Genomic DNA, 16,692 nt, shown 5'->3' on the forward strand with positions numbered 1-16,692 from the left:
AGTTCATATACGAAGCAGCTCTTCGATAATTACCACTACACTTAGTGTTGTTAACACCCTAGCTTGTGCTGACAGGAGCCTATAACGCCTTTGTTTTTAGCGCGCCATATTCGTCCAAAACTTGCTCGCCATCTTCCTTAAAATACGGACCCATAGGCCATTTATCGAGTAACGCTAACACCGATTCGCTTGGTCGACATAACTTCACGCCTTTAGGTGAGCAGACGATTGGCCGATTTACTAGTACCGGATACTTAAGCATGGCTGTTATTAGGGCTTCATCCGATACTCCAGCCTCAAGCAGCCCAAGCTTGCGGGCTGGAGATTTTGTTACTCTTAGGGCTTCACGCGGTGAAATATCGGCCGCAGCGAAAAGTCCTAAAAGCTGATGACGTGTCCATCCTTCCTTTAAGTATTCAACGATAATTGGCGTATACCCAGCATCTCGAATAATCTTTAATACGTTTCTTGAAGTACCACAGTCTGGGTTGTGGTGAATGACTATCATAACTCAACCTTTTTCATAAAAATTAAAGTTAATTACCACCCAATTTAGACTCTGCTTGCAGCAAATAGGGATGTGTAAATTGGTATCATTGAGCGTTTACTCTGTGAACCAATGTCGCGTATGGTTTGCAAGCCACACCAGTGAAAGCATGACGGGAACTTCGACTAAAACTCCAACAACTGTGGCTAATGCTGCACCTGAATTTAGCCCAAAAACCGAAATTGCAACGGCTACTGCTAACTCAAAAAAATTAGATGTGCCTATCATGCAAGCAGGTGCAGCTATGCTATGTGGCAGCTTCATTTTTTTTGCCATAAAATAAGCAATAGCAAATATACCGTAGGTTTGAATAAGTAAAGGAATGGCGATGAGTATAATTGCTTGTGGTTTGTCCAAAATAGTCTTTGATTGAAATCCGAACAACAACACAACAGTTGCCAATAAGCCAACGATTGACCAAGGTTTCATGGTTGCTAAAAATTGATTTAAGCGAGAGTGGTCATTTGCTTCGTCGAGCTTCTTTCGAGTGATTGCACCAATCACCAGAGGAATTAGCACGTAGAGGACGACAGACAGAAATAGTGTTGTCCAAGGGACTGTAATATCAGTCACGCCTAGTAAAAAGCCTGCGATAGGCGCAAAAGCAAATATCATAATAATATCATTGACCGATACTTGCACTAGCGTGTAGTTTGCGTCGCCTTTAGTGAGTTGACTCCAGACAAACACCATCGCTGTGCATGGTGCAACACCCAGCAGTATCATGCCTGCGATATATTCTGTTGCCGTTTGTGGGTCTACCCAATCAGCAAATATCCCCTTAAAGAATAGCCAACCAAGAAATGCCATGGTAAATGGTTTTATTAGCCAATTAATGATCAGTGTGAGGGCGAGGCCTTTGGGTTTTTTACCTACATCTTTCAGTGAAGAAAAGTCAATTTGCACCATCATGGGGTAAATCATTAACCAAATAAGTACCGCAATAACTAAGTTGACGTGCGCATATTCAATACCAGCTATAATAGCAAATGCATCCGGTACAATACTTCCAAATAAGATACCTACCACAATGGCAATACCCACCCACACTGACAAATAGCGTTCGAATAAGCCCATGTTACCTCCTTAGATATCACCTTGGTTAACGCGCTGACTTAATTGCTCTGCGGATTCAACGCGTTCTGAATAGCGATTGACGAAGTAGTCCTTATTATCGCGAAGTAATAACGTGAACTTCATCAACTCCTCCATTACATCGACAATTCGGTTGTAATAAGAAGATGGCTTCATCCGATCATTTTCATCAAACTCAAGAAAGGCTTTTGCCACGCTGGATTGGTTAGGAATGGTGACCATGCGCATCCAACGACCAAGAACCCTTAACTGATTCACCACGTTAAATGACTGAGAGCCACCGCATACCTGCATAACAGCTAAGGTTTTCCCCTGGGTTGGGCGTACGGCACCTATACTCAGAGGGATCCAGTCAAGCTGACTTTTAAAAACACTTGTGATTGAGCCATGCCGTTCTGGTGAACACCATACTTGTCCTTCTGACCACATCATGAGCTCTCTAAGCTCTTGAACCTTGGGATGATTCTCATCACCTGTGTCAGTTTGTGGTAGACCTTCAGGATCAAAGATTTTTACCTCGGCTCCCATGTGTGTAAGCAGGCGAGCACTCTCTTCAATAACCAAGCGGCTAAACGAGCGCTCTCGCAGTGAACCGTATAGCAAAAGTATGCGGGGAGCATGTTTCTTTTGGGTGCTAAGGCACTTGTCTAATGCTGGAATATCAAACTGTGATTTATCAATGTTCGGTAGTGTGTTGTCCTGAAACATAATGTATTGTGCTCCTAATCTCGTTTATTCAGCTCAAAGTAGAGCAGGAGAGATGCATATACGTCATCGTAAGCCATTTGCTAATCCTCCCCACCAAACTAAGCTTGTCTGGTTATTCGTTAACACCATAGCTGCTGAAAGAAGTAACTTTCATAGTCTTTGTTTGTTATTAACAAGACGATGCTTGAGCTTTTGATGCATTTAGTTTTGCTAATGCCTCAGCAAAATAACTATGGTTGTGTGCAACGGTTTGATTAATAACCTCTTTTGCCCACAGGGGGAGATCTTCATGAAGCCGGTAGTAAACCCATTTTCCTCGGCGTTCATCCCGTAAAATATTACATTTTCGCAACTCTGCGAGGTGACGTGAGACTTTGGGCTGATCTAACTCAAGCCCTGCCATAAGGTCGCAAACACATGCTTCTTCAAGTTGATTGATAATTAGAACTGATTTCAGTCGGGTGTCATCGGACAGGCATTTGAAAAGCTGTAACGGATTCATATTTCATATCTCTTAAATCATATATGTGAAATATAATATATGTGTTTTTTCATATGTCAATGTGTTTTATTTTTTAGCTGAGGTTGAGGTCGGAAGGAGTGCAACTCATTACTTTTTATGCATTATCTTTTCATCGAAAAAGCAACGAATTAACAATTAAAGTGTGTCAGTGCAACTATTAACCTGCTAGTAAAGGCTGTTGTGGGCATCTCAGCACTTGGTTTGTTGATTCTTTTTGCTATTTTCGATGACAAAGCACATAGCACTTTTTACGTCATTTGGGGACTTTTGATGATAGCGACTGAATAGCCAGCAAGCTCTGCTTCTGCTTTACACGCCTAGTGTTGAGGCACCCGTAGCTAAGCACAATGTAGTCAGGAATGAGTGATATTTTAACAAAGTTACGATATTGCCCACGGTTACTGTGATCATAAACTATATTTACTAACAAGTTATATAAACTGTTTAACTATTATGAACAAAAATGGAAGAAGAGAGTTTTTAAGCAAAGCGGGTATAGGGCTGGCGTTATCTGCTGCGCTCATTAAAGCTCCTTATGTGTTCGCAAGAAACAGGACAACTCTGCGTGTAATGGGGACACATGTTACGCTACAAGAACCTCTGCGTCAGCGTGCGATGAAAGAGTTGGGAATCGATGTTCAATTCTATCCAATGGGCAGTGCTGCAGTTCTGCAAAAAGCAGCTGCAAATCCTGCTGCATTTGACCTTTACGAACAGTGGTCAGATTCTATAAACATACTTTGGCAAGCAAAAGCAGTTCAGCCTATAGACATTGAAAGGCTTACTCACTGGCATGAAATAAACCCACTTACAAAGACGGGGAAGCTTATCCCCTCTGCTAAGGAGGGGGCAGGTGATGCGCCCAATAAGCTACTGTATGTTCAAGACGATGGGACGCTTGCAAGCGACGTAACGAAAAAAATAAGCTTTCTTCCGTACGTACACAATGTTGATTCCTTTGGTTACAACACTGATTTCATAACGCAGGGGAGTCCTTATGAAAGTGAGTCTTGGGGTTGGCTATTGGATGAATCTAATGCGGGAAAAACAGCAATAGTGAATGCACCTACAATAGGGATCTTTGATTTGGCGCTCGCCGCGCAAGCTAAAGGCTTGGCTTCTTTCAAAGATATTGGAAATATGACTATTGACGAAATAGACAAGCTTTTCACAATTTTATTAATGAAGAAGCGCAAAGGACACTTCTCAGGATTTTGGACTTCGGTTCCACAATCGGTGCAATTTATGTTGGAGAAGAGAGTTCACATTCAAAGTATGTTTTCACCTGGGGTAAGTGCCTGCAGAGGGCAAGGGTTACCGATCACATATGCCTCACCAAAAGAGGGCTATAGGGCATGGCACGGTGTTATGTGTCTGTCATCTCAGGCTCGTGGTCATGTTAAAGATGCAGCATACGACTATATGAATTGGTGGCTTTCAGGATACCCAGGCGCATTTATTGCTCGACAAGGATATTATATTTCAAACCCAGAGCGTAGCAGACCACTAATGTCTGAGGCCGAATGGGATTATTGGTATGATGGTAAGCCCGCGGCGACAACTTTAAAAGGTACGGATGGAAAAGTCGTTGTAAATACAGGAGAATTACGCGACGGTGGAAGCTATATTAAACGCTTTTCTAACATAGCTGTATGGAATACCGTTATGGAAAATTATGATTATAGTTTAGATCGCTGGTATGAATTACTAAACGCATAAGGCTGAGGCATGCCAATATTTTCAATAAGATCGCTTTCAAGCAAAATTCTACTGGTTTTGCTTGCTTTCGCTGCAAGTCTTACTGCTGTCCATCTATTTCTGAGCTCGCGCGTAGAGGTTGTTGATAATACGTTAACTAGCACGTTGAATGTATCTAAAAACTCAGTATCAGTACTTAAGATCAACAAAGAGATCGTTGAATTGCAGCGTGATATCTCAGTGTTCAGCAGTTCTGGCAGTCCCGCTATCTATGAAAAGGTCATGAGCAACCATGCGCAAATTACGATAAAGCTCACGGAAATACAGGCAAAGGTACAAAGTGAAGAAGAAAAGCGGCTTATAGATTTTCTGCTGGAAATTGTAAATAGGTATGGTAGTAACTTAAGTGTGCTTATGCAGCGTTATCAAGAAAGAAAGCATCTGCTTGAAACTCAGTTACCAGAGGTGTTTACAGAAGCTGAAACTTATTTAAGACCACAGCTAGCTGATGATGACATTAGTCAAAAGAAGATCACGATATATCAGATATTGGATTTATGGATGACACTTTATCGAGATGCAAATCTGTACCTAACTCAAAAAGATTACAAGAAGAAAAAATCAGTGTTTGACGGTTTGGCAGAGATAGAGCGCAGGCTACTGATAAGTCAAGAGTTGGGTGATGAAAATGTGACTAAATTACAGGCGTTAGCCCATCGATTCCGCGATGTATTTAACAGCAGTATTCAAGCAAATAGAAACTATTTAGCTTTAGTCAACGTCGTTATGGCTGGTGATGCAGTGGAGTTCTCAAATTTGGTAGATAAGTTAAGAGCCGACTCCTTAACTAAGCTGGATAATATACGAAACACTGCAGAGGCGAAGATCTTAGAATTCGACAGAATAGTAAAATCAGCAATGGCTGTGGGGATACTCTTTTTAGTCTTTTTTGTTTTATTCTTTCACTTTCATATTATCCGTTCAATAAAGCGCCTTACTAAGAATTTTCAACATTGTATTGAAGGTGACTTATCGGATGAGATAAAGGACCTTGATCGAAAAGATGAAATTGGTACGTTAGCTAATGCTGCAAATCAGTTTAAATTGTTAAGTGAAGCGCTTATCGAAGCGAAGCGGGTCGCGGAACACACGTCGAAAATAAAATCTGATTTCTTAGCGAATATGAGCCATGAGATCCGCACACCAATGAATGGTATCTTAGGCATGGTAAGGCAGCTAAGAAACACGGGTCTTAACAAAAATCAAATGGACATGCTTGAACTGGTGGACTCTTCGGGAAAGAGTCTATTGGTTATCTTAAATGATATTCTTGATTTAAGTAAAATTGAGGCTGGAAAAATTGAGCTTGAATCGCAACCATTTGAGATAGAGAAACTTTTATATGAACTTGAGCAGACAGGAAAAACGCTGAATAAGTCGTCTTCGGCAGAGCTAACAATCATGAATACGGTGCCTGCCAATTTACGTGTTTTTGATGGGGATGTAATCCGGCTTAAACAGGTGTTGCTCAATTTACTCAGTAATGCGATAAAGTTTACTGAGCAGGGTACAGTGAAGTTGCGAGTGGATCTTCAAAAGCAAGGTGCAAGCAACGCAACATTGAAGTTTAGTGTAAGCGATACAGGTATAGGTATTCCACGAGACAGAATCGAAAAACTATTTGAAGCGTTTTCCCAAGCCGATACATCAATAACTCGTCGGTTTGGCGGTACAGGGTTAGGCCTAACCATTTCAAATAAGCTACTAGATTTAATGGACTCTAAACTAGAAGTGGAAAGTCGTGTGGGTGAGGGTTCAACGTTTAGCTTCACAATTACACTTCCAGTGTCAAAGGGAGTCGATAAAAAAGAGGCGCCTAAATGTCAAAAACTTAGCCGTGCTGTTACTGAAAACATTGAAGTGCTTTTAGTCGAAGACAACAAGGTCAATCAAATTGTTACTAAGTCAATGTTAAAGGATTTAGGACTGGTGAATATTACTCTTGCTGAAAATGGGCTTGAGGCTGTACAGCTTTGTGAAGAGCGGGACTTTGCGTTGATCTTAATGGACATGCAAATGCCAAAAATGGATGGTCCTACAGCAGCGCAACATATCCGTAAGTTAAGAAACTACCCAGATATTCCGATAATAGCATTAACTGCAAATGTACTTGAGCAGGACAAAAAACGATGCTTTGAAGTCGGAATGAACGCTTTTATATCAAAGCCTATTGATTACCAAGCGTTTGTAGAAGCAATATCTAGAGCGATAGAAAAGCCCGGAGTGACGCATTCCCCAAGTCAATCAGGCTCTGCTTAAATTTATTGAGGGTGTTCGAACTCAGTGTCAAATAGTACAAAAGTGCTCATCCATATTGAAATAGATACTTGTTATTTCTCGAAATTATCTATTTTACAAAGCTTGCTAAAGCGCCATACAAGATAGGCAGCTCAATTGGTTTTGCTATATGCGCATCAAAGCCTATTTCTAAGTAGTGCTTAACATCTTCAACCATAACGTTCGCAGTGAGAGCGATAACAGGGATCGGATTTCCCTCATTTCTGATAGCTTTTATCGCGTCTACTCCATCCATAAAAGGCATGTGTATATCCATTAATACTAAATCAAATGCCTGCTCTTTTAGAGCTTCGATTGCAAGCCGACCATTGTCGACAACGACAGCTGTTGCATTTGTCTCTTTAAGCATTGTTTTGATAAGAATTTGATTAATCTTATTGTCTTCGGCAATCAAAATACGAGTGTGTTTTAGATTAGGTGGTGTAAATGATTTTGTGCGTACAGGTTTAGATTGCGTTTTTATCTTGTCTAACGGTAGGATAATATTAACTGTAGTTCCTTTACCAGCTTCGCTAAATAAGTTTATTTTTCCATTCATCAACTTAATAAGACTTACAGTAATTGACATTCCCAGTCCCGTACCACCGTATTCCCTAGTAGTTGATGTGTCAGCTTGTGAAAAACGCTCAAAAATACGTTTTTGCGCATCCTCATCCATTCCGATACCAGAGTCTTGAACACTTAAATAAATCGCTTTTTCATTGTTATATGATTGGCAGCTGGCAATTATTTTAACTTCCCCTTTGTTGGTGAATTTAACAGCGTTAGATGCTAAATTTAGTATTATCTGCTTTACGCGCACTAAATCACCAATCCATCCGTCTTCGAAGCTATCATCTGCTGATATGACAAAGTCTATACCTTTGTTACTGACTAATGCATCTAGGTCATATTTAACAGAGTCCAAAATATCTAAAATTGAAATTTCGGTACTTTCTAACTCAATTTTATTGGATTCAATTTTTGAATAATCCAAGATATCGTTGATGATTGTAAGCAAACTCTTGGCAGAAAATACGGCGTTAGCTAAAACTTTCCCTAAATCGGGCTCTAAATTAGCGTTTTCTAGCAATTGTAACCCTCCCAAAATAGCATTCATTGGTGTACGAATTTCATGACTCATATTGGCTAGGAAGTCACTTTTTGCTTTAGAGGAATGTTCTGCTGCTAGTCTAGCCGTTTCAGATATTCTTATTGCTTCAATTTTTTCGGTAACATCATAATTTACCCCAACAACTTTTATTGCTTTGCCATTGCTTCGAATAACCTCTGCACTGGCTTTAATTGTTCTCACTTCACCGTTTGGGTGTACAACTCTGAACTCTGGTTCATAAACGCCGGTACCATCAATTGCAGCTTGCAGCTGTGCACTTGCAAACTCTATATCATCAGGGTGTACGGCACTCGCCCAAGCATCATAGACTTGGGTAAATTGTGATTCTGATATGCCATAGAGCTTAAACATCAGCTCGTCCCAGATGAGCTCACTTGTAACTAAGTCCCACTCCCAAACGCCGATTTGGGCGGAGTTATTCGCTAGCTGCATTCTGAGCGCTAAAGAATCTGCTTGGTTTCTCGCATTTTTAAGTTGCTCCTCGGTTTCTTTTTGACGAGATATATCTTGAATGACTGACCAAATGAAATCTTCGTTATTATCGTCGGTGACTTTAATACCAGATAGGAGGACGTGAAAGGTATGGCCGCTTTTATGGATATATTCCTTTTTATATGGTCCGTACCTTCCTTGCGACTTAAGGTTAATAAGTTGTTTTTGTTCTTCTTCTTGGTATTTAGGAGGTGTTATCTTCCAGTAATCAATATTGTTTAGTTCGTCTACTGAATACCCAGTCATTTTACTGAACTCATCATTTACATAGTGGAAAGCCCCATCTTTCAACGAATTAACAGCGATACCAATTGGAGCTGCGTTGACAAAGCGCTCAAACTTCATTTTCTCTTTCTGATACGCAGCTTTGTAACGCTTTATATTAGTATTTGCTTTTTTCAGTTGCTCTTTCGCGCTGTGTAGTTCCGATATGTCCCTACCTATTGCTACGACGAGCTGCTTTCCTTGGATTTGCACTGCCGTCAATGATATTAGACAAGGGAACGTTTCGCCTTGAGTGTTGGAGTGGCTCCACGGAAAAAGCTGAGGACCTTCAGTCAGAGATTTGCTTACGTGCTCCATAGCTAGCTCCTCTGAAGCTCGGCCGCATGGTTGATATTCGGGGGAAATGTCGGCAGGAGTTAGTGTTAGAAATTTACTTTTACTTTCAATGCCGTGTAGTCGAACGGCTGCTTGATTACATTCAGTAAACTTACCCGTATTTATGTCTAAAATGGATAGCGCGTCGCCTGACGCCTCGAACAGCTTTTTATACTTGTCACGTTCAAAAGATGCTTCAGCTAATTGAGATTTCAGACTTTGAATTTCTTTCTCTAATTCGATCTCAGTTTTACTTACCATGTCCATCCTAGTATGCGGCTTCAAGCGTGATATTCATATTTACCTATGGGTTTCAGTATAGGACGGGAATGGATATTCACGTAATAGAAGAGCGAAATAAATTTCTGAAAATCACTATGCGATTCAATGACCGAGCTGCAAAAAACCACAGAAGATTTTAGATAGAAAGCGATATCAGTACCAGGGCTTAACTAACCTGACCTGTGAATGATTGATGCCTTACTAGCAGCCAGTTCTAGCGCTAACAGCATTGAATTCACCTCCAATAGTCAGCTGTTGGAAGTGAATTTGCTTACATCCATGTAGGCAAGGAAATAATTTGCTATTTAGCTGTTCTAAATAGAAATTTAATGCAGTTAGCGTCAGACTTGCTCCTTTAAATTGAGCAAGAATTAAGACTTACAGGTATTAGCTTAATCCTTAATTCATAGACAAGCCTAATTTGGCTCTACCCAAAACGCTCCAACCTCTTTTTTAACCACTTTGACTTGCGTTCCTGCAGTAATAGGTTGTTTACTTTTTAGTTGCCACGCAATACCAGAATAGGTATGAAAAATACGACTTTCTGCATTCAAGTCTTTTTCCAGCGTAAAGGTAAGCTCAGCAAAATCACTGGTTACTTCTTTGTCGTCTGTGACATCTTGCATACGTCTTAGTGGTTTCCATAAAAACACAGCCAGTAATGTCGTGACTAACGCATTAAACCAAAGTGCAGTCAGCCAAGTTTGGTCAAGCATACCTGCATACATTAAGCCGCCACTTATCACCAGAGACAGACCTAAAAAGAACAGTACAAAGGTGGCAAAACCAAGCACAGCAACCTCAACAATTAGGCAAGCAATTCCTAGTACTACTAAGGTTTGTGCTAAATGCTCAAGTAAAAAGGCCATAGGCGTTACCCTTGCTTTTTATTTAACGTATTAATAATAGACATGCCTTGTGCCACAAGCGAACTTGCGTCTGTACCATTGTCTGGTAGCAATACCACAGAAGATTCTTTGGCTATTGCTTCTTTTGCTGCTATGGCTTTTGTTGCTAAGTCAAGCTGGATGGCTTTTTGACCTTCTTCGGTATTTGCGGCTTCACCAACTTTACGAAGGGCTTCGGCTTGTGCGTCTGCAACGGCAATAATCGCTTTTGCTTCACCTTCAGCTCTTAGGATCTGCTCTGCCTTTTCGGCTTCAGCTGCAAGCACCTGCGCTTGCTTCTTACCTTCCGCGACATTGATTGCGGCTTGACGGTCACCCTCTGACTCTAGTATTTGAGCTCGTTTCACACGCTCAGCTTTCATTTGTGCTTCCATTGCTTCCATTACAGAGTTTGGTGGCACAATATCTTTAATCTCGTAGCGCAGTACTTGGATGCCCCAAGGATCAGAAGCTGAGTTGATGGCGGCGACGATGTTGGTATTAAGTAAATCTCGCTCTTCAAAGGTTTTATCCAACTCCATTTTACCCAGTTCGCTACGCATGGTGGTTTGCGCGAGCTGGGTTACCGCGAAGATATAATCGTCAACACCGTAAGTCGCTTTATACGGATCTAAAACTCTAAAATAAAGTACACCGTCAACAATCAATGAGATATTGTCTTTGGTTATAGCTGACTGAGATGGGACATCAACCGCTTGCTCTTTTAAGCTCCTATCGGCCGCTACGCGGTCGATAAATGGCAGAATAAAGTTAAGACCGGCTTCTTTAGTGGATTGATATTTACCGAAACGTTCAATAATCCACGCACGGTTCTGCGGGACAAATTTGATACTCCCCTTTAGTACCACTATCACGAAAATCAATAGAAACGCTTGAATGGTAAAAAGGTAATCAAAAATAAGTGTGACTGGATCCATGTTAGCTCTCCTACTACATAAGAATTGTTCGCATCAAATGCATGTTCCCAATATAGATGAACCATTTCTTAATTACTATAAATAAATTCCTTCTAAGGTATGTCGTTGCTAATCATGCCTGAATGATTGCAAGTATCAACTATATATCGGTACAGTTTCTGCTCACTTTCTAAATAGCTCATTAATAAACTGAGAAGTGGCCGACGCTTTTTGAAGTTTGGCACAAGGCATATAGGTTTTACATTTGTAACCAACTCAACTAAATTTAGTTAAGGAGGCTTTAGACCAAGGAATACGTTTGTCTACCGAGTGATTGAATAATGTTTATGATTTTTCTGAGGCATCTATTTGTTGTTTTTTGTGTCGCTGTGAATACGAATGTTGATGCAACAACGATTCAGATATTTTTGGATGATGAAGAAGATCTCGCTATTTTGATGCAAAACGCTAAACCTGAAAATATTGCGGGCGCAACCAACAAAATATTATTTGAACAATTAGACCTCTCAAACATTGAGTTTCTCGGCGCAAGTTATAAGCGGACGTTACGCTCAATGCTGAAGCAAGATAAAACTGCTATTTGCACTCTTAACAAAGTAAAAACCAACTATCGTGAAAGAAACTTTCTGTTCAGCTTACCAGTAAACTTTTATATCAGTAGACGTTTATATAAACATGCTGATTCACCACCATTATCTAAGGAAGTACTTAATAAAGAGGGAAGTGTTGTCTCACTTATGCATTTGTTTAATGTATACAGGAACAAGCTGATAGTAATTGCTGACGACTTATCATATGGACCTTTTTTAGATAAGCAATTAGCACAATTGGATAGTACAAATAAAGCGGTACGAGGTGGTAGTAATCATTATGAGACCGTACATAGGATGTTTGAGTTGAAACGCGTGGATTTTTTGCTGAGTTATCCGGTTGAAGTGATGCGATATGCCAAGAGCAACCAAGATAAATATGAGTCCTATTTGATAGCGGACTCACCTCGGTTTATTTTAGGGCATGTGATGTGTAATAAGACACAAGTAAGTAGGCAACTGTTAGAGAGAATAAATCAGATACTTCTCAGCAATTATGATACCAAAGCGTTTCTACAGGCCCATGTTAACTATTTGCCAGCTCAGGAACACCGATTTATTCAAGACGTTATAGCGCGCTACATAGTTCAATTAGGCTTAGACTGAATTGCTATAAATATCTCTGATCCGTGGCGGTGATAATACGAACCTACCATCCCCCAAATCTTGGCCAAAATTCGATGTCATCATGACTTAACACATGATAGCCCGAGTGCTGAGCGGCTGTTGCGCATGCATGATTCGGTAAAATACGTAGTAGGTCACCATGTTTCATGTCTGGTAAGGTGAAGCCGGGTTCACATTCAATAACGCCATGCTCTTGATTTGCTGAGGTTACTTTGAGCCCCGGCAGTAAGTTACCCGCTTGGTCACAAACGAGGCCATAGCCACAATCAAACGCTTGACTCGCGGTACCTCTGTCTCTTGAAAGCGCCATCCAGCCGGCATCTATAAAGAGCTTATTTTTACTACGCTTGATACCCGTGACACGCGTTAGCACGCTTAGTGCAATATCTTCGATGTCACATATGCCGATACCAGCCATAACAAGGTCAAAGAATGTATAGACCCCAGCTCGCACTTCAGTGATCCCATCTAGGTTTTGCGTTGACAGTGCTGTTGGGGTAGAGCCAATACTCAGCACTGTTGTGGTGATCCCAGCCTCTTCCAGCATGGACGCGGCAGCCACAACTGCTGAGCGCTCTTTCTCAGCAAACTGTATTAGCTGCTCGGCCGTGCTACACGCGTATGAGCCGCCAGCATGCGTTAGTAAACCCCGATATAAACCACTGCTTTCCAGTATGGTTGCGATGGTTACGATTTCTTTGTTTTTAGGGCTAAGTCCTGCGCGATGTCCGTCGCAGTCTATTTCTATCAAGCATGGAATCGTGCATTCATTTTCCGAGCAAAACTGGGAGACAAACATGGCTTGTTCCATACTGTCTAGCAGTATGGTTAGATTGACACCTCGGTTGATTAGGGCTAAAACACGTTGTAACTTATCCTCTGTGATCCCCACCGCATAGGTGATGTTGGTGTAACCTTCCGCTGCAAATGTTTCTGCTTCTTTTAGGGTAGAGACCGTACATCCCGCTTGTTTGTCGGCCAAAATATAGCTTGCGGCTGCAATGGATTTTACCGTTTTCAAATGTGGGCGAAGGGTTACATTAAAAGCATCTAGATGCTTTTCCATGCGCGAAAGGTTATGTAAAAAGGTAATTTTATCAACAACTAAACATGGGGTTTGTAAAGATCCTAATGATGTAAACATAGCTCAATCATACTCCTATGCGTTCTATTTCCTGTCGATTGCTTGGGGACCAGACTCGTTCACAAGCGTCTTTTTTGTTAAGCCAAATAAAATCTGTATGTTCATCTTCAGCAAGTACCACATTGATCCCTGATGGTACTTGGACACTAAAAACATGCTCGGTGTTAATGGTAACACCCGGCTCATAGCGATGAAGCCACTGTGGCCTTATCGTGTATTGATTCGTTTTATTATGCGACTGGATAGTGAGCCCTAGCGCTTTGGCGTCTATGCCGGTCTCTTCTTTTAACTCTCTATACGCGGTAGCGATTGGAGTTTCACCGGGATCTACTCCCCCAGTGACTGATTGCCAAAAGTCTTTGTCATCCGCCCTTTGTAATAGCAAAAACTCATTATGCTCGTTGTATATTACGACTAATACTGAAATGGGTTTACGTGGTGCCGGCATGGTTTACATCAAATCAGGAACATGTGCTTTGAGTTTATCCAGTTGAGTTGCACTCGGCAATTGGTCAAAAGCGAATTTTGGACAAAAAAAAGCAGGCCATCTGGCCTGCATAAAAACTCCAATAGCAACAAGCTGTGCCAAGGAAATCCCAATAATGCCAACATCCTAGTCGGCAAGCTCTACTTCTCGGGAGTTCAATTGTGACTTTAGGCACGCCTAGATACGCAGGTAAAAAGGTGCAGCCCCAAAGGAACGAGACTAATGCTAATGTAATGTTTAGTACTTGTAAACTAAAAATTGAAAAAAATAGTTTAAACGGACTTTTTTTGCTCACTTTGAAATATAAATGCTTCTAAAATGATTGAATAGCAACCACTGTAACTATTTGTTATTTATCTAGTTGGTGATTTTTGTACCTTAAATGGTTCAGTAGTTGTTGCAATTTTGTATCTGATCTGTATGTTAATGAATTGTACAACATGTAAGCTAGGAAAGGAAAAATGAAATTTACATCAGCGATTATCGCAACATCATTATTGGTAACCAGTGTCGCAGTAAACGCGGCTATACCTTATAAAAATGAACAGTATCAATTTACCCAACCAAGTGGTGAGGTAATAACACTTATTCTTAATGGTAATACGTACTTTGCTCAGCAGCGTACACCTGACGGCGAGCTTGTGGTGTATGATGCCTCACTTAAAGGCATGGCTTATGCAGAGGTATCAGCCGATGGGGAGCAACTTATATCAACTGGTAAGCTTGTGACCAAACGCAGCAAGCAAGGCATGCAACGTCACTCAGTAGATGCTATGCAGCAAGGATTATCCTCTGCTGCTATTGCAAAAAAGGTAAAAGCGGCGCAGCAGCTAATGTTGGGTCAAAACCAAGCACCTGTCGACTTGGTACATACGCATCAGTTTGAGCGTAGTGATAATACAACGGTGTTGAATGCTGAGATCAGCGGTCAAGTAAAAGGGTTAACCATCATCATTGATTTCCCTGATGAGCGCGGCACAATCACAAAAGCGCAAGTTGAGCGTTTTTTAAATGACCAAAATTACAATGAATTTGGTAACGCGCAGTCAGTAAGAGGGTATTTTTCTTCGGTCTCTGGCGGCAAGCTTGATTATACCAATACGGTAACGGCTTATTACACCGCCAAGAAAAACAAAGCGTATTATGCGGATAGCACATTAAGCTCAACGGTACGCTCGCAAGAACTTATAAAAGAAGCGCTAAATTGGCTTGAATTTCAGCAGGGATTCGATTTTAGCTCGCTGACTACAAATAGTAGTGGGCAGATCCGTGGGTTAAATATTTTTTATGCTGGCAACTCTGATAGTGCTTGGTCTAAAGGTTTATGGCCACATATGGCAAGACTCAGTCCACGTTTTTGTGCTGATGGCGTGTGTACCGATCGTTATCAAATCACAGATATGGGAAATAGCCTTGCAATTGGTACCTTTGTACATGAGTCTGGTCACTTAATTACAAATTGGCCCGATCTTTATGATTATGACGGCAGCTCAGAGGGCTCAGTTGCAAGTTTTGGCGTTATGGGGTTCGGCGCGATTGGCGCTTCCAATCGGTTCAAGCCGACACCACCTGTTGCACATTTCAGAGCCATAGCCGGTTGGGATACAGTAACTGAACTTAATCCTGCCATAAATGCCAATGCCCCAACGGGAAGACTCAGCCATATTTCAGGCGCTAATAGCTCGTATAAATGGACCAATCCAAGTAACGCGAATGAAGCCTTTTACATTGAGGCGATCCATCAATCGGGACAGAACTCAGAGCAACTCGATTCAGGTTTGGCTATTTGGCACGTTGACACTGCGGGTAATAACTCGAATGAATGGCATCCGTATATCCAAATGGAGCATGGTGATGCCAAGCGAGATCCCGAAAATGGCCGAAATCGTGGGGATAATAGTGATTTATTTGATGTAGCAGGAGAGTTTAGTGCAACGCTGCCAAATGCGTTGAATAGCAAAGGGACAAATGCGTTATGGTGGAATGGAAGCGACTCTGGCTTGTCCATTAGCAATATTTCTGACCCCGCTGCAGAGATCCAATTTACCGTAAGCGGTAGTACAACCCCACCACCAGCGGGAGATGTTTACACTGGATACTTAGCAGACAAGCAACAAGCCATACAACCTTACGGCAGTTGGTTTCAGTACGGCGGTGGCACAATCGCACTGACTTTAGAGGGACCCTCAAATGCAGACTTTGATTTAAAACTCGAAGCTTGGCGAGGTGGTGCATGGCAGCAAGTTGCCATTTCGGAGACGCCAACCTCACAAGAGTCAATTAACTATATGGCAAATTCGGGTTATTACCGCATCTTGGTTTACTCATACAGCGGTGCTGGTGATTACCGTTTAACGGTGCAAAAGTAGTAGCTCGGGGTGTAGATTAATTAGGGCCTGTTGATCTTTGCTGTTTGATTTTTGTTCTCCTGAGAGTGTTTTGGTCGCGACACTCGACTTGCCGCCTAGTAATCTAGGCAAAAGTTGAGCAACAATGAACAAAGCGCACTCAGATGAACCCAAAGGGCAGCGCTTGATTAGCATTTCTTCTGTGTTGCCCCACAAGGATGTGGGGTAAGGTGACTTTGCAGGAGCACAAAGTC

Annotated in this window: 14 protein-coding genes; 4 read left to right on the forward strand and 10 right to left on the reverse strand. The window is 41.5% G+C overall.

The features are described from left to right. Window positions 1–79 precede the first annotated feature (79 nt). From CWC03_RS09855 to CWC03_RS09870, 4 genes are all read right to left on the reverse strand, one after another. Window positions 80–508: an arsenate reductase family protein gene (locus CWC03_RS09855; RefSeq protein WP_138581775.1), complete on the reverse strand. Its 429-nt coding sequence runs from the start codon at window positions 506–508 to the stop codon at window positions 80–82. A 96-nt stretch (window positions 509–604) separates the two neighbouring features. After that, window positions 605–1,624 (reverse strand): ACR3 family arsenite efflux transporter, encoded by a 1,020-nt coding sequence (gene arsB, locus CWC03_RS09860; protein ID WP_138581776.1) that lies wholly within the window; start codon window positions 1,622–1,624, stop codon window positions 605–607. A gap of 9 nt (window positions 1,625–1,633) precedes the next feature. Next, entirely contained in the window at window positions 1,634–2,350 is a 717-nt protein-coding gene (gene arsH, locus CWC03_RS09865; RefSeq protein WP_171040228.1) for an arsenical resistance protein ArsH, read from the reverse strand. A gap of 169 nt (window positions 2,351–2,519) precedes the next feature. After that, window positions 2,520–2,852, reverse strand: a complete 333-nt coding sequence (locus tag CWC03_RS09870) for a metalloregulator ArsR/SmtB family transcription factor (protein WP_138581778.1) — start codon at window positions 2,850–2,852, stop codon at window positions 2,520–2,522. A 474-nt stretch (window positions 2,853–3,326) separates the two neighbouring features. Here CWC03_RS09870 and CWC03_RS09875 point away from each other — a divergent pair, with 474 nt between their 5' ends. Next, window positions 3,327–4,592, forward strand: coding sequence for an ABC transporter substrate-binding protein (locus CWC03_RS09875; RefSeq protein ID WP_138581779.1), 1,266 nt, complete (start codon window positions 3,327–3,329; stop codon window positions 4,590–4,592). Window positions 4,593–4,601: 9 nt separating this feature from the next. After that, complete coding sequence (locus CWC03_RS09880; RefSeq protein WP_138581780.1) at window positions 4,602–6,890, forward strand: hybrid sensor histidine kinase/response regulator; 2,289 nt, start codon at window positions 4,602–4,604, stop codon at window positions 6,888–6,890. Between the two features lie 88 nt (window positions 6,891–6,978). On the opposite strand, the gene CWC03_RS09885 is transcribed toward CWC03_RS09880, so the two are convergent. From CWC03_RS09885 to CWC03_RS09895, 3 genes are all read right to left on the reverse strand, one after another. Continuing rightward, the gene (locus CWC03_RS09885; protein ID WP_349304210.1) at window positions 6,979–9,402 is read right to left on the reverse strand and encodes a PAS domain-containing hybrid sensor histidine kinase/response regulator; all 2,424 of its coding nucleotides are present in this window, start codon (window positions 9,400–9,402) and stop codon (window positions 6,979–6,981) included. A 431-nt stretch (window positions 9,403–9,833) separates the two neighbouring features. Continuing rightward, complete coding sequence (locus CWC03_RS09890; protein WP_128725480.1) at window positions 9,834–10,286, reverse strand: NfeD family protein; 453 nt, start codon at window positions 10,284–10,286, stop codon at window positions 9,834–9,836. A 5-nt stretch (window positions 10,287–10,291) separates the two neighbouring features. After that, the gene (locus CWC03_RS09895; protein WP_128725481.1) at window positions 10,292–11,242 is read right to left on the reverse strand and encodes an SPFH domain-containing protein; all 951 of its coding nucleotides are present in this window, start codon (window positions 11,240–11,242) and stop codon (window positions 10,292–10,294) included. Window positions 11,243–11,610: 368 nt separating this feature from the next. Here CWC03_RS09895 and CWC03_RS09900 point away from each other — a divergent pair, with 368 nt between their 5' ends. Continuing rightward, window positions 11,611–12,438: a hypothetical protein gene (locus CWC03_RS09900; protein ID WP_249313994.1), complete on the forward strand. Its 828-nt coding sequence runs from the start codon at window positions 11,611–11,613 to the stop codon at window positions 12,436–12,438. A 43-nt stretch (window positions 12,439–12,481) separates the two neighbouring features. Here the strand turns inward: CWC03_RS09900 and CWC03_RS09905 are convergent, their stop codons facing one another. Together CWC03_RS09905 and nudB are read right to left on the reverse strand one after the other, a co-directional pair. Next, a complete protein-coding gene (locus tag CWC03_RS09905) occupies window positions 12,482–13,603 on the reverse strand; it encodes an alanine racemase (RefSeq protein WP_138581783.1) in 1,122 nt (373 codons plus the stop codon). Between the two features lie 7 nt (window positions 13,604–13,610). Beyond that, on the reverse strand, window positions 13,611–14,051 hold the full coding sequence (gene nudB / locus CWC03_RS09910) for a dihydroneopterin triphosphate diphosphatase (RefSeq protein WP_138581784.1): 441 nt from the start codon (window positions 14,049–14,051) through the stop codon (window positions 13,611–13,613). A 500-nt stretch (window positions 14,052–14,551) separates the two neighbouring features. Between nudB and CWC03_RS09920 the strand changes: the two genes are divergently transcribed. After that, a complete protein-coding gene (locus CWC03_RS09920) occupies window positions 14,552–16,459 on the forward strand; it encodes a M6 family metalloprotease domain-containing protein (protein ID WP_138581785.1) in 1,908 nt (635 codons plus the stop codon). Here the strand turns inward: CWC03_RS09920 and CWC03_RS23625 are convergent. Next, the coding region (locus CWC03_RS23625; protein ID WP_249313995.1) for a hypothetical protein at window positions 16,442–16,692 on the reverse strand (251 nt) is incomplete at its 5' end. The two genes, CWC03_RS09920 and CWC03_RS23625, sit on opposite strands and share 18 nt — an antisense overlap.

This window comes from Pseudoalteromonas sp. S2755, from assembly GCF_005886535.1.
Lineage (GTDB): Bacteria > Pseudomonadota > Gammaproteobacteria > Enterobacterales > Alteromonadaceae > Pseudoalteromonas.